The sequence below is a fragment of the Bacteroides rodentium JCM 16496 genome (assembly GCF_000614125.1).
Lineage (GTDB): Bacteria > Bacteroidota > Bacteroidia > Bacteroidales > Bacteroidaceae > Bacteroides > Bacteroides rodentium.
This window is the reverse complement of record NZ_BAKJ01000011.1, coordinates 95,105-115,900: the sequence shown is the minus strand read 5'-3', so window position 1 is coordinate 115,900 and position 20,796 is coordinate 95,105. Positions and strand designations below refer to the sequence as shown.

General features: G+C 43.9%; 15 protein-coding genes, 1 tRNA gene and 4 pseudogenes. 14 read left to right on the top strand and 6 right to left on the bottom strand.

The features are described from left to right. From JCM16496_RS07245 to JCM16496_RS07210, 8 genes are all read left to right on the top strand, one after another. A partial coding sequence (locus JCM16496_RS07245; RefSeq protein ID WP_128809489.1) for a SusC/RagA family TonB-linked outer membrane protein occupies positions 1 to 1,696 on the top strand: 1,696 nt, incomplete at its 5' end. Further along, complete coding sequence (locus JCM16496_RS07240) at positions 1,642 to 2,766, top strand: TonB-dependent receptor domain-containing protein (RefSeq protein WP_128809488.1); 1,125 nt, start codon at positions 1,642 to 1,644, stop codon at positions 2,764 to 2,766. The genes JCM16496_RS07245 and JCM16496_RS07240, both read left to right, overlap by 55 nt. A gap of 27 nt (positions 2,767 to 2,793) precedes the next feature. Further along, the gene (locus JCM16496_RS07235) at positions 2,794 to 4,215 is read left to right on the top strand and encodes a RagB/SusD family nutrient uptake outer membrane protein (protein WP_128809487.1); all 1,422 of its coding nucleotides are present in this window, start codon (positions 2,794 to 2,796) and stop codon (positions 4,213 to 4,215) included. Between the two features lie 20 nt (positions 4,216 to 4,235). Next, on the top strand, positions 4,236 to 5,129 hold the full coding sequence (locus tag JCM16496_RS07230) for a Calx-beta domain-containing protein (RefSeq protein WP_128809486.1): 894 nt from the start codon (positions 4,236 to 4,238) through the stop codon (positions 5,127 to 5,129). Positions 5,130 to 5,148: 19 nt separating this feature from the next. Continuing rightward, on the top strand, positions 5,149 to 6,789 hold the full coding sequence (locus tag JCM16496_RS07225; protein ID WP_128809485.1) for a hypothetical protein: 1,641 nt from the start codon (positions 5,149 to 5,151) through the stop codon (positions 6,787 to 6,789). A 94-nt stretch (positions 6,790 to 6,883) separates the two neighbouring features. Continuing rightward, positions 6,884 to 8,557 carry a C10 family peptidase gene (locus tag JCM16496_RS07220; protein ID WP_025833249.1) on the top strand — a complete coding sequence of 558 codons (1,674 nt, stop codon included), beginning with the start codon at positions 6,884 to 6,886 and terminating at the stop codon, positions 8,555 to 8,557. Beyond that, positions 8,554 to 9,222, top strand: coding sequence for a hypothetical protein (locus JCM16496_RS07215; RefSeq protein ID WP_128809484.1), 669 nt, complete (start codon positions 8,554 to 8,556; stop codon positions 9,220 to 9,222). Before JCM16496_RS07220 ends, JCM16496_RS07215 begins: the two co-directional genes overlap by 4 nt. 5 nt (positions 9,223 to 9,227) lie before the next feature. Then, a complete protein-coding gene (locus JCM16496_RS07210; protein ID WP_025833243.1) occupies positions 9,228 to 10,337 on the top strand; it encodes a fimbrillin family protein in 1,110 nt (369 codons plus the stop codon). A gap of 61 nt (positions 10,338 to 10,398) precedes the next feature. Here the strand turns inward: JCM16496_RS07210 and JCM16496_RS07205 are convergent, their stop codons facing one another. From JCM16496_RS07205 to JCM16496_RS07185, 5 genes and pseudogenes are all read right to left on the bottom strand, one after another. Further along, complete coding sequence (locus JCM16496_RS07205; protein WP_025833240.1) at positions 10,399 to 11,049, bottom strand: MarC family protein; 651 nt, start codon at positions 11,047 to 11,049, stop codon at positions 10,399 to 10,401. A 52-nt stretch (positions 11,050 to 11,101) separates the two neighbouring features. Continuing rightward, positions 11,102 to 11,800 (bottom strand): YjjG family noncanonical pyrimidine nucleotidase, encoded by a 699-nt coding sequence (locus JCM16496_RS07200; protein WP_025833238.1) that lies wholly within the window; start codon positions 11,798 to 11,800, stop codon positions 11,102 to 11,104. A gap of 86 nt (positions 11,801 to 11,886) precedes the next feature. Beyond that, positions 11,887 to 12,763, bottom strand: a pseudogene (locus JCM16496_RS07195) (Cbp1 family collagen-binding glycoprotein adhesin). Positions 12,764 to 12,797: 34 nt separating this feature from the next. After that, on the bottom strand, positions 12,798 to 13,472 hold the full coding sequence (gene rsmI / locus JCM16496_RS07190; RefSeq protein WP_025833236.1) for a 16S rRNA (cytidine(1402)-2'-O)-methyltransferase: 675 nt from the start codon (positions 13,470 to 13,472) through the stop codon (positions 12,798 to 12,800). A gap of 13 nt (positions 13,473 to 13,485) precedes the next feature. Continuing rightward, a pseudogene (locus tag JCM16496_RS07185) lies at positions 13,486 to 14,027 on the bottom strand (DUF8457 domain-containing protein). A gap of 110 nt (positions 14,028 to 14,137) precedes the next feature. Between JCM16496_RS07185 and JCM16496_RS07180 the strand changes: the two are divergent. The 3 genes and pseudogenes from JCM16496_RS07180 (at position 14,138) to JCM16496_RS07170 (ending at position 16,199) form a co-directional block, all read left to right on the top strand. Then, positions 14,138 to 14,734, top strand: a complete 597-nt coding sequence (locus tag JCM16496_RS07180) for a thymidine kinase (RefSeq protein ID WP_025833235.1) — start codon at positions 14,138 to 14,140, stop codon at positions 14,732 to 14,734. A gap of 171 nt (positions 14,735 to 14,905) precedes the next feature. After that, positions 14,906 to 16,032 (top strand): annotated as a pseudogene (locus JCM16496_RS07175) (AI-2E family transporter). Positions 16,033 to 16,126: 94 nt separating this feature from the next. Further along, a tRNA-Lys gene (locus JCM16496_RS07170) sits at positions 16,127 to 16,199 on the top strand. 124 nt (positions 16,200 to 16,323) lie between these two features. Here the strand turns inward: JCM16496_RS07170 and JCM16496_RS07165 are convergent. Beyond that, positions 16,324 to 17,304 carry an ROK family protein gene (locus tag JCM16496_RS07165; RefSeq protein ID WP_025833234.1) on the bottom strand — a complete coding sequence of 327 codons (981 nt, stop codon included), beginning with the start codon at positions 17,302 to 17,304 and terminating at the stop codon, positions 16,324 to 16,326. 176 nt (positions 17,305 to 17,480) lie between these two features. Here JCM16496_RS07165 and JCM16496_RS07160 point away from each other — a divergent pair, with 176 nt between their 5' ends. From JCM16496_RS07160 to JCM16496_RS07150, 3 genes and pseudogenes are all read left to right on the top strand, one after another. Then, on the top strand, positions 17,481 to 18,197 hold the full coding sequence (locus tag JCM16496_RS07160; RefSeq protein ID WP_025833232.1) for an ABC transporter ATP-binding protein: 717 nt from the start codon (positions 17,481 to 17,483) through the stop codon (positions 18,195 to 18,197). Positions 18,198 to 18,251: 54 nt separating this feature from the next. Continuing rightward, positions 18,252 to 19,510 (top strand): annotated as a pseudogene (locus tag JCM16496_RS07155) (ABC transporter permease). Between the two features lie 5 nt (positions 19,511 to 19,515). Continuing rightward, positions 19,516 to 20,757, top strand: a complete 1,242-nt coding sequence (locus JCM16496_RS07150) for an ABC transporter permease (RefSeq protein WP_025833230.1) — start codon at positions 19,516 to 19,518, stop codon at positions 20,755 to 20,757. Positions 20,758 to 20,796: the final 39 nt, after the last annotated feature.

Below are 20,796 nucleotides of genomic sequence, written 5' to 3'. Positions count from 1 at the left end.
AATTTCGTATATTGGTATGCAGACTCAAGAAGTGACAATAAAGCCAAGCTTAAGAGTTATAATGAAGTCTGATACTCAATTAGTTGACGAAGTCGTAATTGTAGGCTACGGTACAACGAAAAGAGAGGCCAAAACCGGTTCTATTACTTCTGTAACGTCTGACCAAATTGCTGAAATTCCAGCATCCTCCATTGACAAGATGCTCTCCGGTAAGATGGCCGGTGTACAGATTACTCAGAGTTCTGGTCAACCGGGGTCTTCTACAAGTATACGTATTCGCGGTACCAGTTCTATCAATGCCGGTAATAATCCATTGTACGTAGTAGACGGTGTTGCCGTGATGAGTGGTGATGATAGTGACTTGACTAACACCAGTAATGTCATAGCCATGCTCAATCCAAACGATATTGAAAATATTACTGTTTTGAAAGATGCAGCCGCAGCTTCTGTATATGGTTCACGCGCAGCAAACGGTGTTATCCTGGTAACAACAAAATCCGGTAAGGAAGGCAAGAGCCGTTTTACAATACGTGCCAAATATGGTGTTTCTTCTTTAGCCAACGACAATGATTACGGAGTGATGAGTGGACAAGAGTTGTTGAGTTATCAACGCCAAGCTATTATCAATGCTGGTAGAAATCCAGATGATCCTACCGGCGGCGCTAACTATTATCGTCCTTATGAATTGTTAAGCCGTCCACAAACAAACTGGATGGATCAATTTACCCGTCTTGGTCAAATGCAAGAATATGAAATCAATGCGTCCGGAGGCTCTGGAAAGACCAAGTATTATAATTCATTGTCATATCATAATAATGAAGGTATATTCTATGGCATTGATTTCAATAGAATACAAGCTCGTATCAATGTAGATCATGAATTGAACAAATACCTGAAAACAGGTGTACGTCTGAACTTAGGTTATATGAAAAGCCAAGACGTACCAATGGGAGATTTGTATTATTCCAATCCGGCTTTTGCAGGTCTGACCATTCTTCCTTGGACTCCTGCATACAATGCAGACGGAACCCACTATACTCAGATTCCTGAAAACAGCAATCAGAATCCGCGCGCCACTGCCGAGTACGATGACCAATGGGACAAAACGTATCGATTCAGTGGAAATATATATTTGGAATGGAAGCCTATCAAACAATTAACTTTGAAAACCACGAACGCAGCAGAAATGGCTTTCAAGGAAGGACGCCGTTACTGGTCGAACGAAGCACATAACTATGATGCCGGTTATCCTAAGCTACAAACAACTGAAACACAATATCGCTTACTGACAACTTCAAATACAGCTACCTATGAAGACATTTTCAGTAAGCACAGCGTACGTGTTTTATTGGGACAAGAAGCAACTCATAATACCTATTGGCAACAATACCAGATGTCTCAGGACTTGAATCCCGATATACCTTATCATCCGTCCGGAAACGCAGAAAAGTTCTTGATAGATTATGCACAAGGAACAGAAACTATGTTGTCGTTCTTCGGAATTGCCGATTATAACTACGATTCACGCTACTATTTGCAGCTGTCTGCCCGTTATGATGGTAGTTCACTTTTTGGCAGCAACAGTCAGTGGGGGTTGTTCTACTCAATCGGTGCATCTTGGAACCTCCACAATGAAGCTTTATGGAAGACTATGACTGGCTTGACATGTTCAAATTGCGTTTCAGCTATGGTATAAACGGCAACAATAATATCAGGCAGTACCAACAATTCGGAACTTATACTTCCACTGCATACAACGGAGCCACCGGTATGCGGCCTTCTACTCCTGCAAATCCCAACTTGTCATGGGAAAAGAATGCTTCATGGAACGTAGGTATTGATTTTCGTTTTCTGAAACGTTTCTCCGGCAGTATCGATGTATATTCCCGCAAAACAACGGACATGTTGCTGGATAAAGCGCAATCCAGTACATCTGGTTTCAACACAGCACTACAAAATGTAGGGTCTATGCGCAATACGGGAGTTGAATTCCAGTTTGACGCTAACATTATTGATAATAATGACTGGAAATGGGATGCAGGATTTAATATATCTCACAATAAATCCAAAATTCTGGAACTTGCAGGTGACGAAATGATGAGTTACTCCGAAGATGCACGCTTGAGGCATATTGTAGGCGAAAAGCTATTCACTTTCTACCTAAAAGACTATTATGGAGTGAATCCCGTAAACGGTGAAGCTCTTTGGAGAACGGAAAGCGGCGAATTATCTAATGACTACAACGCAGCCAGATGGATAAAAGCCGGAAGTCCGGAACCGACATATACAGGTGGTATCAATACTTCTGTAAGCTGGAAAGGCATTGCTCTTAGTGTTGTTGGTGAGTTCAAAGGCGGTAATAAAATCCTTATAATAGAAAACCGCTACCTACAGTCTGATGGTAACCAAATGAGTATGAACCAAGCCAAAAGCCTATTGAACTATTGGAAGAAACCGGGTGACACCGGCTGCTTGCCAAAACCGATTGCAGGGAATACTACTAACTCTTACAACTTCTCTTCTACACGTTTTATGGAAAAAGGCGATTATTTCCGAATCAAAGACATCACCTTATCCTACACATTCCCCACACAGCTCATCAAAAAGGCCGGTTTAGGAAATGCCAAAGTGTATGCCAGCGGATTGAACCTTTACACATTCCATGATGTAAACTTTTGGGATCCTGAACGTGGCATCGATGGTCTGGGATATGGTATATATCCTGTAACCAAGACGTTCGTTATCGGTTTGGATTTGACATTTTAATTAATCAGCTAAAAAGAAATTGTAATTATGAAAAAAATAATATTAGGATTAGCGGTTCTTGCAACGGGATTGACCACTTCTTGCAGCGGCTTCTTGGATGAAGAACCGGTATTGAAGCAAAGCAACGAGTTGACTTTAGCTAATTATACAAGCTTGGATGCAGCAACAGCCGGTTTGTATTCTCCAATGCAGAGTTATACATGGTATGGGGCAAGTTTCATCCTGGCTTCTGAGTTACGTTGTGGCAATGCCAAGAATCCAAAGTCACTCGCCGGCTCAGGACGATACCGTGTAGATCCATTCTGGGACTACAATGAAAGTTCTACCTCCAGTATCTGGACCTATGCCAACTATACGATATCACGTGCCAACAATATCATCAATAATTTGGAAGGTAAAGAAAGCACAGAAGTGACAGCACAGCAAATCAACAATACAAAAGCTGAAGCTCTTTTTATGCGTGCATTAAGCCTTTTCGACTTGGTGATTACTTACGCCCAACCTTATACTTACGCCCCTGAGAGTCTGGGTGTACCGGTAGTGCTGGTTACGGAAAACGGATTGCCTGCACGTAACACTGTGAAAGAAGTATATGACCAGATTTTGGCCGATTTGACTACCGCTGAAAGCATTATGTCCGACGGTTATGCCCGTCAAGGTATTACTGATGCAGCAGCTGCAGTAACAAAGCCAGCCATCCAGGCACTGCTTTCACGCGTATATCTGTATATGGGCGATTGGCAGAATAGCGCCGACTATGCCACTAAAGTCATCAACAACGGTAAATACAAATTAGCCGAAGGTGATAAGTATAAAGAAATGTTCACTGCAAACGTTGCCCCGGAAGGCGGAGAAATTATTTTCGAGGTTTATGGTTCCAATAAGAATGAGTATTGGGACGGCAGTGGCTGGGAAGGCATCTCTTACATCACAACCGGAGCAGAAGGCAGTGGTGATGTAAGTGCCACCAAAGATTTGGTAGACCTTTATGAAGACGGCGATATTCGTGGAGAAATGTTCACCATGAATGAAAATGATTACTTTACAACCAAGTATGCCGGTAAGACAGGTAGTGGTATTCCCAAAGAAAACAATATTATCGTTCTTCGCCTTTCTGAAATGTACCTGAACCGGGCAGAAGCACTTTATAACGGTGCACACGTTGCAGGTGCTACAGCACAATCCGATTTGGAAGCTATTGCAGCAAAACGCGGTTCCACGGCTCCATCTCCTTCTGCGACTTCCATTTTCGCGGAAAGACGTAAAGAGCTGGCATTCGAGGGACATATCGCCTACGACTACGCACGTACCAAAACCTCTTTAGTACGTACAGACTATGACGGCATCAGCAATAAGGACATTCCTTTCCCCAGCGAAAAATGGGCTATGCCTATCCCGAAACGCGAAACGGATGCCAATCCGAACATGCAACAGAATCCCGGTTATTAATTAAATAGAAGTATATAGATATGAAAAGAATAAAATCAATATATGGTTTGCTGGCTGCAGGAGCACTGCTGTTTGCATCCTGCAACATAAACGAAGAGCCGACCTTTGACGATAAGGATGCTTTTGTTGCATTCACAAATGCAACAATGAGTATTGGTGAAGAAAAAGGGACACTTGAAATTCCGGTACTGCTGACTTCCCTCTCCGGTATATCTACCACAGTCGATTTTGAAGTGGTGGCAGAAGGTTCCACTGCAATAGAAGGAACTCACTATACCATAGACGGAGGTAAATCTCTGACATTTACCAAAGATGCCCCGACACAATATATCAAATTAGAAATCATTAATGACGATGTATTTACAAATCCGGGCTACCAGACTATTACCTTTTCCTTGAAAACGCCACAAGGTGTAAATCTTGGGGCAAACAAAACATGCCAAGTAACCATTCAGGACGATGAGCATCCATTGTTGTTCATCTTGGGTACCTATGCTGCTTCTGCAGAATCCTATTTTTCAAGTCGCGGCTCTTTCGATTGGGATATTACAATTGAACGTGATGCAGATGATTTGAATAAAGTTTGGATTGGTAATCTTGAACCATATTTTGCAGCCAATGGATTTGTCGCACCTTCCAAGAACTACTTCTACGGTACAGTAAATGAAGAAAAAACTGAAATCCGTGTTCCGGTAGGACAGAAAATCGGTTATTCCGACAATGGAGTGGATGTTGTATTGGCAGGATTCACCGGTCCGGATCCTGATGAAAGTGAAGAATTGAGCAGTGGGAAAAATATAACCATTACAATTCTTGAGAATGGTGCGAAACTGAGAATAGAAAATGCTTACGGTGCTGCAAGTGACGGCTGGTGGAACTTGATGTACGGTAATCAGACTATAACAAAAAAATAACTCCTAATCATAAATGAATATGAGAAAGATATTATATAGCATTTTGGGCATCGGTCTGTTTATGACCAGTTGCACCAACTTTGACGACCCTGTAACAGAAAAATATGGAGACGGCCCTGCCGTTTCCATAGATGTGACAGCTACAGCAGATTCGACTTTTACATTTACAGTAAGTCCGGCAAACGGTACACAATACTATTCTTATATAGTAATGAAAGCAGATATGCCGAAAGAACTGAGTGGTGCAACCTTATTAAAGGGAGGTTACTCCGGTGGAATAGCCGGTGAAGTAGTGAGTGCAGAAAAGAACGCGACAATCACCAACAACATGCGTGTAAAAGGTGCTCCTCTTTGTATGCCTAACACTACATATCAGATTTATGCAGTGGCAGCCAACGATAAAGGTATTACCGGAGCTGTAACCAACGTAAGCGTGACAACAACCGACGGCAATGCGCCTGCAGCCAAGACCTTTAATCCGGATACCAAAGCAAAAGCTGCAGCTGTAACATTCTCTGAAGCTATAGTAAGGAGTAACGGAGCCATCGTTGCCCAATATTATAAAGAATGGGACATTAACAATGCCGTAACTCTCACAGAAGAGGAGTATACAGTAAGTATTGAGGGGGCTGTCGTAACATTCTCCGCCCCCAAAGCTCCGGCTGGTTCTATCCTGACGTTCTCTTGGGAATCGGGTGCCTTTGTAGACAGCTTCGGCAATAAATGTACTGCAATGAGCAGTGGCATTAACGTTAATACCGGTAAGTTTAGAGGTGTTTATGTAGCAACAGATAAAGAGAATTTTGCTGTAGCAGACAGTTATTTCACTGCACCTGAAATAGAAAGCGTATTCCCGGAATGGGAAAAATTTGAAGGTAAAATTACTTTTGAGTTTGATGTTTACCGCAATGAAAACAGTGTTAAGCCAGGGGCGCTTTCGGTAGTTTACAGCAATGATACACGCTCAACCACCATAAAGCTTGATAAAAACCAATGGTCAGTATCGGGTAAAATTGTTACATTCCATTTGCCATCTGCTCCACAAGGCGGAGATATTGTCTCTTTAATCATGGAAGAAGGTGCCATTACGGATGTTTATGGTAATCAAAACAATACATACTCCTCTGAAAACGTATGGTGGAAGTTTTTTGCCATGACCAAAGAAATGGTACTGGGTAATTTCAATTTCACTTATGTTTCTGCATACGATGGAGAAAAGTATGATGCCGGCATAGCTACCATCATAGAAGATCCTGAGGCTGAAAATGGGGTTATCATCAAAAACCTTTATATGGATGGTTCTGAACTGCCCGGACGTTATGACATTACTACGGGTAAGTTCTATGTTGGTTCGTTTTATGAGCTCGGTGTTGTGGCTGGAAAAGATCAAAACTATGGCTTAATAACTTATTCACTGACCGAACAAGATGAAATAGCATTTACTGTAAATGCAGATGGTACCATTGTTTCTACGGACTTTGGCGTAGTGGCCTGTGACGAAAATTTTGTATCTGCACTTGGATGGTGGGAAAAAGCAACAACAGCGACACTCACTCCGGCAGCCAAAACCAGGACCGCCGTTCAATTATTTAGCGGCAACAAAAAAGTTACCAAGGTTGCAGTTACTGGTATAGAGTCTTTGGGCACTGTAAACAAATAATTAACCTATAAAATAGAGTCCTTTTCTTCCATGCACATCCGACAAGATTGATGGAGAATAGGACTCTTTTGTTATCCACTAATATGAACTAATTATGCTTAAAAAACACATCCTATTCTTAATCTGCTCACTTTTCCTTTGGAATGCAACCTATGCCGAAGAAGTGACAAAAGACGTGGCTGCCAAAACTGCCGTAAAGATTATGGCACAACAAATTCCTGGTTTCAAAGGAAGTGTGCAGTCTGTCACAGCAGTCACGTATGAGAACGAGGTTGCTTACTATATCATACAGTTCACACCCGGTGGCTGGACTTTGATAGCAGCAGATGACATGTCTTCCCCACTTTTAGGTTATTCTGAACAAGGAATCTACAAGAAAAACGGACAGCCGGACAATGTAAAGTCGTGGCTGGAAGGTTATAGTCTGCAAATACGAAGGAATTCGCGGTTAAACGGTAAGAAACATCAGGGTTGGGAAACATTAAATAGTCGCCCTGTCACTCGTGCCGCAAACGACAAAATTGCTCCTCTGCTTACCGTAAATTGGAATCAGGGAAAACCTTACAACATTTACTGCCCCTCCAATAGCAACGGTACAGCCCTTGTAGGCTGTGTTGCCGTAGCCATGGCACAAGCCATGAGCGTGGCTAAATATCCGGCAAAACCTCAAGGGGAATATAGCTATACGAGTGCCAACTATGGAAGTATGTATATCAATTATGACAAGGAACTCGCCTATGATTGGAATGCTATCATAACAGGAGTAAACAACAAACAAGAAGTAGCACGCTTACTTTACCATTGCGGTGTTTCGATTAAGATGGATTATGGAACAGATGGCTCAGGTACACAAACTTCCTATATTCCAGCCGCACTGATACGAAATTTCGGTTATCCCTCATCTGTAAAATACTACTCACGTACCGGTTATAGCGGAGATTGGGAGCAACTGATTTTGAATGAATTGAAAGCCGGTCGTGTCGTATGCTATAGTGGTGCCGATTTGAAAAAAGGATACGGGCACTGTTTCAATCTGGACGGATTCGACGGTAGCCTCTATCACGTAAACTGGGGATGGGGTGGCGCAAACAACGGTTATTTCCCGTTGGATGGTCTACGCGATGCCACCATGGATATGGATTATACAGCCCAGCAGGGAGTAGTGGTAGGTATCCGCCAGCCCTCGGACAGTCCAAGTGACATCGCATTGTCCAATACTACCGTGAAAGAGAAACAACCGGCAGGAACTGTTGTCGGCAAAATTACGGTAGAAAGTGAAGCCACTAACCCGACTTATGAGTATTCTGTCAGAGGAGAATACAGTATTATCCTGCACGATTACATCAAGGCTCCATTTATTGTTGAAAACGGAGAACTGAAAACTACAGAAACCTTGAACAAAGAGGACGGAGATTGGATTATAGAAATTACCGCTACCAATGTGAGTAACAAACTTTCTTACACTAAGCAGTTTACAATTCATGTAGCAAGTACCTCGGAAACAGAAGAGACACCGGCTTCCAAAGTATCAATGAAGTATGACAAGATTAAAAAGGAACTGACTCTGAAATCTCCTCAACCAGTATCCTACCTACTCTATTATACAGAAACAGAAGATGTGGTTGCCGAAGGACAAATTACCGCCAATGGCACTGAGACCATTTCTGTAAGCGACATTACAGAAGGCAATTACACGCTACAATTGAGTAATGCCGGTGGAAAGAAAAACATTCAATTAATAATCGGTAAAAAAGAAAATACGTTATGAAAAAAGTACTATTAATGATATTATTAGGATGTACAATATCGGTAAATGCACAGTTTGCTCCCAACACCCGCTGGCCTTATCTCTATGAAAATTTCAGTCAAGGGACTATCTATTTTGCCAAGAATCAAAAAAGTGAAGCCCAACTGAATATACATCTATTAGGCAATACGCTACATTATATTACTCAAGATGGAAAAATCTTTGAAAGTTCGGACAAGGATGTAATACGGGTAGAAATTGGCAATGATATTTATTGGTTTGCCAATCATAAACTGATGCAAGTTATGGCACAAAAAGGAGACTGTGCATTGTTAAAGTTGGTATATGGTGATTTTAACTCCATGACTTCCGGTTCGGGTGCTTATGGTTCCAGCCTTAATTCTTCCGCTTCGCGAGACCTTTCTTCTCTTGATTTGGGAGGACTGAACCAACCGGAACTTGGTAAAATGCTCCAGGAGAGAAATGACGGTTCTGAAATACCTTTAGAAACAGCTTATTACTTTATCCTTGGCGGTAAGGTGGTTGAAGCGAATAAAAAGACTGTAACAGAAACAGTGGAAGCATCCCAATCCGACAATTGGAAAAAGTTTTTGAAAGAAAATAAAATCAAGTGGAAAAAAGAAGACAGCCTGATTTCAGTATTGGGTTTCTTTGCTAAAGAATAAAAGCCATGAAAACATTGAAAGCTATAAAAATGACAGCATGGGTGCTAACCGTTGTCTTCAATGCCTGTAGTAGTGATGAAAAAGAAGAGCCGCAACCTCAAAGTACACAACTCTCCATTTCAACCTCCATTCAGACGAAAGCAGTCATCACAGAATTTGCTCCAGGAGATAAAATGAACCTTTATGTCAAGGGCGAATCTTCAGTAACTTCTACAGATAAGGTATCCGGTGTTTCTGCCTCTTACGAAAACGGCAAATGGAGCATATCGCCAACCGTTGAACTAAAGGAGGATGAAAAAGCTTATCTGTTCGCCTTTTATCCCTATAGTGCAAATCTGGCAAAACCGGAAGCCATTCCGGTAGACATCACTGCACAAACAGATTATTTATATTCCGGCAATGCCGTTTCAGTATCTTATTCATCTCCACAAGGAGCTTTAAAGATGCAACATGCCTCATCCGTACTGGCCTTCAACATCTCAAAAGACCGATATGAAGGAGCAGGAGCACTTAGTTCCATAAAAATAGCAGATATTCCAGTGAAAGGTACCCTGAACGTTGCATCCGGAATCATTAACAGTACGGAAAAGGGAGACTACACAATCACTGCCAACAAACAAATAGATACAGAATGGGTTAAAGACCTGCCGCAGATGTTTTGCCTACCCTTCAAATCCAGTGGTCAGGATATAACGGCTACTTTTCTGATAGATGGAAAAGAATATAGCATAAATCTGCCCAAGACAGACATTGAGGCAGGCATGAAATATGTTTTTCATTTGGTGATTACCAATAATGGCATGACAGTATTAGCCGATTTGACAGAAAAAATTTCTCTGAATAAAGAAGGTACACCCTCACAACTGGGACAATATAGCATGTTAAAAGTGAACTATTCAGGAAAGAGCGTATCAGCTCCTATATTAAGTGGTACAGGCAATGTCACGGGAATAGTCAACTGGGGAGATAATACAACAGAAGCCTATAGTAATCCATTGGTACATACATACCCTGAAGAAGTAGCACACAGTGTTACAATAGAAACCTGGGGAGCCTCTCAAATGGAAATAACAGATTTAGTAAATATAGAATCTATAGATTTATCAGATTTTTAAGTGTGTTGTAATAAAGTGTGAAAAGTCTGTATCCGGAGATATACTTTGGATATGGACTTTTTTACTTCAAGAGGACTCCTTCTTTCAATATATCCACCAATATCGGCTTCACCCCACTGACAAAGCACTCAACGGCAATAACCATCAGAATAAGCCCCATCAGACGCATCATCACATTGTTTCCTGTCTCACCCAGGATTTTGACCAGCCGTGTGGAAGCACGCAATATGAAAAAGGTAATCAGATAAATAAAGGCAATCATTCCTATAAGAACTCCTTTCATCTGAATGGTATGGGCATCCTGCATCAGCACAATGGCATTGGCTATGGCACCTGGACCACAAAGCATCGGAATTCCAAGAGGAGTAATGGAAATATCATCGGCATAAGTCTTGATTTCCTCGTCTTTCAGCTTCATTGGGGTATAACGGGCTTGCAGCATATCAAAGCCAATCTTAAAGATAATAACTCCACCGGCAATACGGAAACCATTGGTGGAGATACCGAAGAACTTAAAGAGGAACTGTCCCGCAAACGTAAAAACCATAATCGTAATAAAGGCAACCAAAGTGGCGCGCGATACTACCGACTGTCGTTCACGGTCCGTCATTCCATGCGTCATGGTCAAAAACACCGGCATGGTGCCAAGAGGGTTTGTCAACGTAAAGAAGGAAGTAAAACAAAGTAAAGCGAAAGGTAAGATTGTGTCCATAGCTGTATAATATACGTTTCTGCAGACAAAAGTACAACTAAAAATTTCAATGTCACAGAATCTGCATCAATTCTTTCAGATTACTGATATGATAAGTCGGTTGGAAAGGCAGTTCTTCCTTCCCCGTTACATTATAAAACACTTGGTGCATACCCACTCCTTTGGCTCCTGCCACATCATTCTCCCAACTATCGCCTATCATCAAAGAATCACGCACCTCGGATTGTGTGGCAGAAAGGGCAAAATGAAAAATTTCAGGCCAAGGCTTCAAGATACCGATGTCATCAGAGAGAACAATCTTCTTAAAAAAGTGGTCAATGCCTGCCGAACGCATCTTATGACATTGCAGCTCTTGGAAGCCGTTGGAAAGGATATAGAGGTTATATTTCCCCGCCAAATATTCCAGTACCTCATACGCATGCGGCATCAGCCGACTTTTTGTGGGAATGACCGAAAAGAAATCATCAGAAAAAGCCTCGGCCAAAGCAGTATCCCCTGCCCCTACTGCCTCCAGAGGATATAGGAAACGCCGACGGTTCAACTCTTCCTTGCTGACCTGCCCTCTGCCGTATTCTTCCCACAGCTCTACATTGTGATGCTGATAAAGTGTATAGAAATGCCGGAAAGAACGAAAGAAACGGTCATAATCATACTTGTGATACATCTCTTCGAATGTATCGCGTGCATTAAGGGAAAATGCCCAAAGCGTATCGTCCAGGTCAAAAAACAGGTTCTTATATCGGGATGCCATAATTTAGAGGAAAGAGAGAGATAAAAATAGACGCAGATTATCAATTCCAATAACCTGCGTCCGTTCTGTATCAATCTATAACAGAGTTATTTTACCTGGATTACCAAATACTTGGACACACTCCAGAAGTCTTTCGGATTTGTAATCTTCAAAGTCAGCTGTCCTTTATCATCTTTCTCCAACGCATAAGAGCCGCGGATGAGTAGTCAAGATATCAGCATCTTTAGAGTATAGTTTAATCTCTTTTGTCGTACGGATATCCACTTGTGTAAAGTAGTCCTTGTTGATATCAGAATCTTTCAGCACCTGGCCTTTTTTGAAAAGTCCGGTATTTGTCAATATCTTCTGGTCCTTCAACTCCTTCTTTGTGCCAAACACAAACCAAGCTGTATTGAGTGCCTTATCTTGCTCGGCAACGGTTTGAGCCTTCGCCTCATTTTCGGCAGTCAATGCTTCTTTCTCAGTAGACAAACCGGTTACGGCAGCATCCAGTTCCTGGATACGGATATTCTTGGAAGCCAGCTCAGCCTGCAATTCCTCGATACGCTGGGTCTTTGCCACCAACTCCTGAGTCAAAGACTCCACAGCCCTCTTCAACTGGGCAGAGTTATTCTTACTGTTCTTCAGCATGGACTGCAGTTTGGCAATCTGCTCCTTGTTCTCTTCCATCTGCTTACGGATAAACTCAATATCCGACGCAATCTGCTGCTTGGCATTCAAAGAGCCTTCTGCCACAGCACCACGCTGCAAATCCACACGGCTCTCTGCTGCATTAATCTGTCGGAATCCCTCTGAAATATCATTGAAAGTGCCCATCATCTCGTCCAATTCAGCATTACGCTGAGTCAGTTCCATCAATAAAGAATCATTTTCAGCTTTCAGCTGGTTCTTACTGCCACCAGAGAAGCTGTCACACGAAGCCATTACAGCCGCGCATACAATTAAAACTGCTAACTTTTTCATACGCTTTCGTTTTACGTTTGGTTAATGAAGTTATTTAATCGTCTATTCCTGCTACTACAATCACAATTTCACCGCGCGGTTCGTTCGCCGTGAAATGTTCAATCAATTCTATAAGCGTTCCACGCACCGTTTCTTCGTGCATCTTTGAGATTTCCCGCGAAACAGAAGCTTGACGTTCGGCACCGAAATGTTCGGTAAACTGCGTCAAAGCTTTTACCAATCTGTGGGGAGACTCATAGAACACCATGGTACGACGCTCCTCGGCCAATGCCTTCAGGCGGGTCATCCTTCCTTTCTTCTGTGGAAGGAAACCTTCAAAACAGAACTTCTCATTCGGCAGTCCGGAAGCCACCAATGCCGGTACAAAAGCAGTCGCTCCCGGCAGGCATTGCACTTCGATGCCGTTACGCACACACTCTCTGACTACCAGAAAGCCCGGGTCGGATATACCCGGCGTACCTGCATCCGAAATCAAAGCTACAGTTTCTCCCCCCTTTATTCTATTAACAACACTTTCAACCGTTTTATGTTCATTAAATTTATGGTGAGATTGCATCGCATTCTTTATTTCGAAGTGTTTCAGCAATATGCCGGAGGTACGTGTATCCTCAGCAAGTATCAAATCCACTTCTTTCAGAATCCGGATAGCACGGAATGTCATATCTTCCAAATTTCCTACCGGGGTAGGCACTACATAAAGTTTTCCCATACTTATCGGTTGTTTAGCTGAAATATTTTTTGAGGAGTTCCATAAAATCGACGGCGGCTTCATTTTCTTCATCCGGGTGCACTTCCGAAGCAAAAATATCCATAGCCTTGTCCAAAGAAGGAGCCTCACCCAAACGGCGTACCACTTCATTCATCCGTGCAGCATCGCCTGCGAACAGCTCGCGGACAAAACGGAATGAATCGTTCAGACTGATGGCATGCCTCAAGTCCTTGGCAGGCTTGATGCGTTCTGCCAAAATAGGCACTGTTTCCGGTTCTTCACATACCATCTTCACTGTATCAGGACGACCGGTTCGACCGGAGACACCGGTCCGGCCAAAGGAGTAGTAACAGCAGGGAGTTCCTCCAGGGGCGGCACAACAGCCGTTGGCGCCTCCTCAAGCAGTTCTTGCAACGCCTCCAAGCGTGCCTTCATCTGCTGGATATTCCGTTTTGCCACAATCTTCAATGTCGGATTGGCATCACTTGAAATGGCCTGCATCAAACATTTCAATTCCTGAATATCTAATTCTATGTCGTTTAATAGGGTTTGCATATCCTTTACACAGTCCGTGTTAACGCTACAAATGTAGAAATAAATAATGAAAAAATATCGGAAAGCAAACAAAAGTGTTACTTTTGCGCTTAAATATAACACTCGAAAGCATGGTATTATTTTCAGAAGATCATATACAAGAGACCAAACGCAGGGGAAGAATTGAGGTCATTTGCGGTTCCATGTTCTCCGGCAAAACCGAAGAGCTGATAAGGAGACTGAAACGGGCAAAATTTGCCAAACAACGCGTAGAGATATTCAAGCCTGCCATAGACACCCGTTATTCCGAAGCCGATGTGGTATCGCACGACAGTCATTCCATAGCCTCCACTCCCATCGACTCGTCTGCCAGCATTCTGCTGTTCACTTCAGAGATAGATGTAGTGGGCATTGACGAAGCCCAGTTCTTTGACAGCGGCCTGATTGATGTATGCAACCAGCTTGCCAACAATGGTATACGCGTCATTGTAGCCGGACTAGATATGGACTTCCGCGGTATTCCATTCGGTCCTATGCCGGGACTGTGTGCCATTGCAGACGAAGTCTCCAAAGTGCATGCCATCTGTGTGAAATGCGGCCAACTCGCCTCTTTCTCCCACCGCACCGTCAAGAATGACAAGCAAGTGCTGCTGGGAGAAACCGAAGAGTATGAACCGCTATGCCGGGAGTGCTATCAACACGCCATCAGCAAGGACAGAGAGCAATAGCCATCATTAAAAAAAGACAATCCCGACCTTCCTCCTACCCGCTCCCTACCAAGTCCCTACTTGGTCCCACTTCTTAGACAGGGAGATGAGAGGGAGGAGAACATGAGGAGATAGAAACGGATATGAAAAAAAGACCAATCCACCCTTGGCGCACAATGTGCCAAATCTAACATGCAGAGCATTATGGAACGCAAAAAGATTACATTCGACAGTTTTATCCGCGGTGTCATACTCGGTGTCATCATTATCGGCATCCTTATGCTCTTCAAGCGTCTGAGCGGCGTATTGCTGCCATTCTTCATCGCATGGCTCATTGCCTATCTGATATACCCCCTGGTCACCTTCTTCCAGTACAGATTAAGGCTCAAGAACCGGGTCATATCCATCTTCTGCGCCTTGTTCAGTATTCTGATTGTAGGAGGAACCGCATTCTATCTGCTTGTACCTCCCATGATGGACGAATTCGTCAGGGTAAAAGATTTGGTAATAGACTACTTTTCCAACGGAACCCACAACGGCAATGTGCCCAAAACACTCTCTGAATTCCTTCGTGAGAACATAGACACCCAGTTCGTCACCCAATTGTTCAAGGAAGAGAATATGCTGAACGCCATCAAGGAAACCGTTCCCCGGCTCTGGTCCTTGTTGTCAGAATCCGTCAATCTGCTGTTCAGTTTCTTCACTTTCTTCCTCATTCTTCTCTATATAGTTTTCATATTGCTGGATTACGAAAGCATTGCCGAAGGATGGACCACCTGGTACCGCAAAAATACCGGCCTTTCGTAGTCAGTGTGATGAACGATATAAAAGACGGTATGAACAGATACTTCCGCGGACAAGCGTTCGTGGCATTGTGTGTCGGTATTCTGTTCAGTATAGGTTTTCTGATTATTGATTTCCCACTGGCCATTGGGCTCGGCTTGTTCATCGGCGCTTTAAATCTAGTGCCTTATTTGCAGATTATCGGCTTTATACCTACCATCGTGCTGGCCATACTGAAAGCAGCGGATACGGGAGGGAACTTCTGGATTATCATTGCATCGGCCCTTGCGGTATTCATAATAGTACAAGTCATTCAAGACGGATTCATCGTACCGCGTGTCATGGGGAAGATTACGGGCCTGAATCCTGCCATCATCCTACTGTCTTTATCAATTTGGGGCTCATTGATGGGTATGCTGGGTATGATTATAGCACTTCCGCTTACCACCCTTATGCTCTCCTACTATCAACGTTTCATCATAAACAGAGAAAAAATTCACAAGTTTGAACAGACTGATAATCAACAAGAAGAGTAAAAGCAGAAGTCGTTCTCAAAACTTTTTCCCTTAATCCATTTGTTTTTTAAACAAAAGTGCCTATCTTTGCACCCGCTTAACAGCAATAAGGTCTGAATCGCTAGCTCAGCAGGTAGAGCACAACACTTTTAATGTTGGGGTCTTGGGTTCGAGCCCCAAGCGGTTCACAGAAAACGAAAAGCCAGCAAATCCTTGATAATTAAACATTATCAAGGATTTCTTTTTTAAAAAAATCCTCCTTACACCACTAAGTGGCGAAGGAGGATTCTTTATCAGTTTACTTACTATCAATTACTTGATATCTCTCAGTTCCCAGCCCAACGCACTGGCACCCAGCACAGCAGCATCAGAGTCCTTCAACTCGGAAGCCAGTAACTTGGTCTTGCCTTTGTAGATATTCAATACATTGTCGTCAATGGCTTTCTGGATAGGCTTGAAGATATAGTCGCCTGCTTTTGCCAGACCGCCGAACAATACGATAGCTTCCGGACTGGAGAAAGCGATGAAGTCTGCCAAAGCCTCACCCAAGATGGTTCCGGTAAACTCAAAAATTTCTTGGGCAATCTTATCCCCCTTCACAGCTGCATCATACACATCCTTGGAAGTAATGTTTTCTGCCGGAATGTCGCGCAACAAACTCGGTTCGGTACTCTTAGTCAAGAACTCACGTGCAGAACGCGCCACACCCGTAGCCGAACAGTAAGTTTCCAGACAGCCGTGGCGTCCGCATCCGCAGAGGCGACCATTTTCGCGACGGATAATAGTATGTCCCAACTCGCCTGCAAAACCGTCATGGCCATATACCATCTGGCCGTTGATAACGATACCGCTACCTACACCGGTGCCCAGCGTAATCATGATAAAGTCCTTCATACCGCGAGCCGCACCATAGGTCATTTCACCGATACCGGCAGCATTGGCGTCGTTTGTCAAAGCGGTAGGAATACCCAAGCGCTCTTCAAACATGGCAGCCAAAGGAATTACGCCCTTCCAGGGAAGGTTCGGGGCAAACTCAATAGTACCGCTGTAATAGTTTCCGTTAGGAGCACCGATACCGATACCTTTTATCTTATCTACGCCACCGTTGGCAATAATGAGCGGCAACAGATTCTTGCAAACTTCGTCTACGTAATCATTGACGTCCTCATAAGCTCCGGTTTTGATGGAACTGCTTGCAATAATAGTTCCGCGTGCGTCTACAATACCAAAGACGGTGTTTGTTCCGCCTATGTCAATGCCCACTACATAGGGCTTTTCCATGTTTGAATTCATGATATTACTTTTGTTTAAAGGGTTAGTTAATCACATTCGTGGTTACAAAAATCACAAAGAAAAACGACACTGCAAAATCTTTTTTTAAAAAAGTTTGCAACTTTTGCAACTTTTCGTAGCATTGCTACGTCTAATAGTGAAAATTAATAAGAGTAAAGCAATAAACAGGGAAAACAGTGATACAACTAAAAGACATTAACAAGACCTACAACAACGGAGCACCGCTGCATGTGCTCAAAGGCATCAACCTCGACATTCAGAAAGGCGAATTTGTTTCCATCATGGGCTCATCGGGTTCGGGAAAGTCCACTTTACTCAATATACTGGGTATTCTGGATAGTTACGACACGGGGGAATATTATCTGAGCGGTACCCTCATCAAGAACCTCAGCGAAACGAAGGCAGCCGAGTACCGCAACCGTATGATTGGTTTCATCTTCCAGTCCTTCAATCTCATTTCCTTCAAGAACGCAGTGGAGAATGTGGCGCTTCCCCTCTTTTATCAAGGAGTGAGCCGCCGCAAACGTAATGCGCTGGCACTGGAATATCTGGACCGCCTGGGGCTGAAAGAGTGGGCACACCACATGCCGAATGAGATGTCCGGTGGACAGAAACAACGTGTAGCCATCGCCCGTGCCCTCATTACCCAACCGCAGATTATCCTTGCCGATGAACCTACCGGCGCGCTCGACAGCAAGACTTCCGTAGAGGTGATGCAGATTCTAAAGGAGCTGCACGATACGGGAATGACCATCGTAGTCGTGACCCACGAAAGCGGTGTTGCCAACCAGACGGACAAGATTATCCACATCAAGGACGGTATCATAGGTAGCATCGAGACGAATCTGAACCACGATGCAAGCCCGTTCGGAAAAGACGGATTCATGAAATAATAAAGGAAGAGCCCCCTCCCCCTTTAATTTTTAATTCTTAATTTTTAATTATCAATGATAGACCTTTGGCAAGAAATATACGGAACCATCAAACGCAACAAACTGCGTACATTCCTGACGGGCTTTGCCGTGGCATGGGGAATCTTCATGCTCATTGTGTTGCTCGGAGCCGGAAACGGTATCATACATGCCTTCGAGCAAAATGCGTCGGAGCGTGCCTTGAACTCTATCCGCATCTTCCCCGGCTGGACCACCAAGTCATACGACGGTCTGAAAGAAGGACGCCGCGTCCAACTGGACAACCGGGACATGGATGACACGGAGAAGCAATTCACTGAAAATGTCATCAGTGCCGGTGCCACCGTGCGTCAAAGTAATGTAAACGTCAGCTTCGGACAAGAATATATCAATATCTCTCTGCTGGGCGTATATCCCAACTACACCGAAGTGGAAACCGTGAAAACAGCGGACGGACGTTTCATCAACTACAACGACCTGAAAGACCGGCGTAAAGTCATCATCCTCCATAAGAAATCTGCAGATATCCTTTTCGGCAAAACGCATACCGATCCCATCGGACAATTTGTCAATGCCAGCGGAGTGGCCTATCAAGTAGTAGGCCTCTACAATGACCAGGGAGACCGCGAGGCAAACGAAGCGTATATCCCTTCTCCACCTTGCAGACCATCTATAATAAAGGAGACAAGCTGAATAACATCATCTTTACGACCAAGAACCTGCACAGCATAGAAAGTAACGAAGCCTTTGAAAAAGAATACCGCAAGGCTATTGCCACCAATCACCGCTTTGACCCCACGGATGAGAGCGCCATATGGATATGGAACCGTTTCACCAACTATCTGCAGACACAGAATGCAATGGGTATCCTCCGGACTGCAATCTGGGTTATCGGTATCTTTACACTGTTGAGTGGGATTGTCGGCGTGTCGAACATAATGCTGATTACCGTGAAAGAACGTACCCGGGAATTTGGTATCCGTAAGGCATTGGGAGCAAAACCTTTCTCCATCCTTTGGCTGATTATTGTGGAAAGCGTGACTATCACTACGCTATTCGGTTATATTGGTATGGTGGCAGGCATCGGGGTGACAGAATGGATGAACTCTGCTTTCGGTAGCCAGACGATGGATGCCGGCATGTTCCAGCAGACCATGTTCTCCGATCCCACCGTAGACCTCAGTATTGCTATCCAAGCTACCCTGACCCTTATCATAGCGGGTACGTTGGCTGGGTTCTTCCCGGCTAAGAAAGCGGTAAGTATCAGTCCTATTGAAGCACTTAGAGCAGATTAAAGATTATGAGAATAGACATAGATACGTGTGAGGAAATCCTCATCACAATAACAAGGAACAAAACGAGAAGCCTGCTTACAGCATTCGGCGTATTCTGGGGTATCTTTATGCTGGTGGCGCTTATCGGTGGCGGCCAGGGCATGCAGGAAGAACTAAAATCCCAGTTCGAAGGATTTGCAACCAACTCGGGCTTTATCGCTGCACAAAAGACAAGCGAGGCTTATAAAGGTTTTCGCAAAGGACGATGGTGGGATTTGGAGATGGAAGATGTGGACCGTGTACGCAATGTGGACGGTGTGGCGCTTGCTACGCCTTCCATTGCCTTATGGGGACAAGTGGCTGTCTACGGAGACAACAAGTACGACTGTAGTGTGAAAGGCTTGTATCCCGAATATGAACAGATAGAACATCAGGAGATGACCTATGGACGTTTCATCAATGATGTCGACATTAAAGAGTCACGTAAAGTGTGTGTAATCGGCAAACGTGTTTATGAAAGCCTCTTCAAACCCGGTGAAGACCCCTGCGGCAAATATGTCCGGGTGAATGGTATCTATTACCGGGTTATCGGAATGTGTTCATCCGAAGGCAATGTCAATATACAAGGGCAGGCCTCTGAGGCCATTACATTGCCTTTTTCCACCATGCAACAGACCTACAACCTCGGAAAGAAACTGCATGTAGTATGTTTCATCATGAAACCGGGAGTAAAAGTGAAAGATGTGCAGCCCGAAGTGGAACGTCTTGTAAAAGCGGCGCACTACATTGCTCCCGATGACAAACAAGCCGTCATGCTTCTGAATGCGGAAGCTATGTTCTCCATGATGGACAACCTGATGATTGGAGTGCGCTTTCTAATCTGGATGGTAGGTTTGGGGACGCTGTTTGCCGGAGCTATCGGCGTATCGAATATCATGATGGTAACCGTCAAGGAGCGCACAACGGAAATAGGCATACGCCGTGCCATAGGTGCCCGTCCTAAAGACATTCTGCAACAAATTCTTTCGGAAAGCATGGTGCTGACCACTATAGCGGGTATGGCAGGTATTTCTTTTGCCGTATTTGTACTGCAAATACTTGAAAAGGCCGCCAATGACCCTGGAGTTATCAAAACCCACTACCAGGTTTCATTCGGACTGGCTATCGGAACCTGCATCCTCCTCATCGCATTAGGAGTGCTTGCCGGACTGGCACCTGCCTATCGCGCCATGGCAATCAAGCCAATTGCAGCCATCAGGGATGAATAAACTTATAGAGAGACCACTAACCGTAAGCCATGAAATAAT

Excerpts from the sequence above, each read along its gene's own strand:
- JCM16496_RS07205 (WP_025833240.1), bottom strand. The coding sequence starts at position 11,049 with ATGGACACAATCTTACCTTTCGCTTTACTTTGTTTTACTTCCTTCTTT.
- JCM16496_RS07215 (WP_128809484.1), top strand. The coding sequence starts at position 8,554 with ATGAAAAAAGTACTATTAATGATATTATTAGGATGTACAATATCGGTA.
- JCM16496_RS07225 (WP_128809485.1), top strand. The coding sequence starts at position 5,149 with ATGAGAAAGATATTATATAGCATTTTGGGCATCGGTCTGTTTATGACC.
- JCM16496_RS07230 (WP_128809486.1), top strand. The coding sequence starts at position 4,236 with ATGAAAAGAATAAAATCAATATATGGTTTGCTGGCTGCAGGAGCACTG.
- JCM16496_RS07200 (WP_025833238.1), bottom strand. The coding sequence starts at position 11,800 with ATGGCATCCCGATATAAGAACCTGTTTTTTGACCTGGACGATACGCTT.
- JCM16496_RS07220 (WP_025833249.1), top strand. The coding sequence starts at position 6,884 with ATGCTTAAAAAACACATCCTATTCTTAATCTGCTCACTTTTCCTTTGG.
- JCM16496_RS07210 (WP_025833243.1), top strand. The coding sequence starts at position 9,228 with ATGAAAACATTGAAAGCTATAAAAATGACAGCATGGGTGCTAACCGTT.
- JCM16496_RS07240 (WP_128809488.1), top strand. The coding sequence starts at position 1,642 with ATGGAAGACTATGACTGGCTTGACATGTTCAAATTGCGTTTCAGCTAT.
- JCM16496_RS07165 (WP_025833234.1), bottom strand. The coding sequence starts at position 17,304 with ATGAATTCAAACATGGAAAAGCCCTATGTAGTGGGCATTGACATAGGC.
- JCM16496_RS07180 (WP_025833235.1), top strand. The coding sequence starts at position 14,138 with ATGGTATTATTTTCAGAAGATCATATACAAGAGACCAAACGCAGGGGA.
- JCM16496_RS07150 (WP_025833230.1), top strand. The coding sequence starts at position 19,516 with ATGAGAATAGACATAGATACGTGTGAGGAAATCCTCATCACAATAACA.
- JCM16496_RS07235 (WP_128809487.1), top strand. The coding sequence starts at position 2,794 with ATGAAAAAAATAATATTAGGATTAGCGGTTCTTGCAACGGGATTGACC.
- rsmI (WP_025833236.1), bottom strand. The coding sequence starts at position 13,472 with ATGGGAAAACTTTATGTAGTGCCTACCCCGGTAGGAAATTTGGAAGAT.